Below are 1,223 nucleotides of genomic sequence, written 5' to 3' on the forward strand. Positions count from 1 at the left end.
GCCACCGGCCTCACCCTCACCGGCACGGACGCCCTGCGCACCGAACACCCCGTCCTGCCCCGGGACATCGTCGGCATCGGCGACTTCCTCCTGTTCGGATACGACGCCGGATACGACACGGGAGCCGACGGCGACCACCGCGCCGGACGCCAGGTCGCCGACGTACTCGCCCTGTACGACCGCGAGTTGACCCGCGTCCCGGCCGACGCCCTGCCCGGACTCCTCGACTCCCCGGACTTCGTACGGGAGTTCACCGACCTCCACCGCTACTACCGCCAAGCCCGCCTCCTGCGCCTCCGCCTCACCGACGACCGCCTGCTGGCCGTCTTCCGGACCGGCGAGAAGGCCGACGACATCCGCGTCCTGCGGTGGGCTCTCACACCTGGCGGGCGGCCGGAGTTTCTCGACGCGCGAGGCGACCGGGATCTCGTACGGCCTGAGAGGTACGACTTCCGGTGGACGGAGGTAGTACGGGAGGACCACGTCCAGGGGCGGTACGCGCGGCTTCCGGAGGGGCTGCGGATCTCGACGGCGGAGGGCGTCCTCACGCTCGCGGCCGACGGGGACTACATGGGTGACGCGGGGGAGACGGCCGACCGGGGTGACCGGGGTGACCGGGGGGATCGACAGAACCGGCAGAGCCGACAGGACCTGCGGGACCTGCGGGACCTGGGTGACGCGGGTGCCACCCTCCACACCGAGCCCGTCGCCGAACCCCTCCAGTCCCTCGCCGACGCCGACATCGCGCACGCCCGCGTAGGCCCCCTGGTCCTCGTCCGGGTCCGCCCCTACCGCGAGCCCGTCCACCGGTACCTCGTCGTCAACACCCTGACCCGGACCGTCGTCCGCCTCGACGGCATCGGGCAGGCCTGCCGACGCCTCCCCGACGACCAGGGCATCGTCTTCCCCGGCGGCTACTGCCTGGCCTCCGGCGCGCACAAGACCTTCGAACTCGACGCCGGGGGGCTGGAGTTCGAGCGCGAGGTGCGCTCGCCGTACGGGGAGGACGTCCTTTACGCCTTCGCCGGTGACGGCCGTGCGCTGCTGCTGTCGTACAACACGATCCGCGAGGAGTTCGCCGCGCCGCTGCCCTGCCAGGGGTGGGGGCGGTGGAGCGACGGGGAGTTGCTCGTCCTGCGGGCCGGCGAGGAGCCGGGGCACGTGCACGCCGTGCGGCGCTGGGCGTCGCCGTACGTCTCCGACCTGCACGCACAGGCCGGGGG

At 72.9% G+C, this 1,223-nt stretch carries 1 protein-coding gene; it reads left to right on the plus strand.

Annotated elements, in window-relative coordinates:
- The coding region (locus AOK24_RS51975) for a DNA repair ATPase (RefSeq protein WP_420876735.1) at nucleotides 1–1,223 on the plus strand (1,223 nt) is incomplete at both ends.

Source organism: Streptomyces niveiscabiei (assembly GCF_001419795.1).
GTDB classification, from domain to species: domain Bacteria; phylum Actinomycetota; class Actinomycetes; order Streptomycetales; family Streptomycetaceae; genus Streptomyces; species Streptomyces niveiscabiei.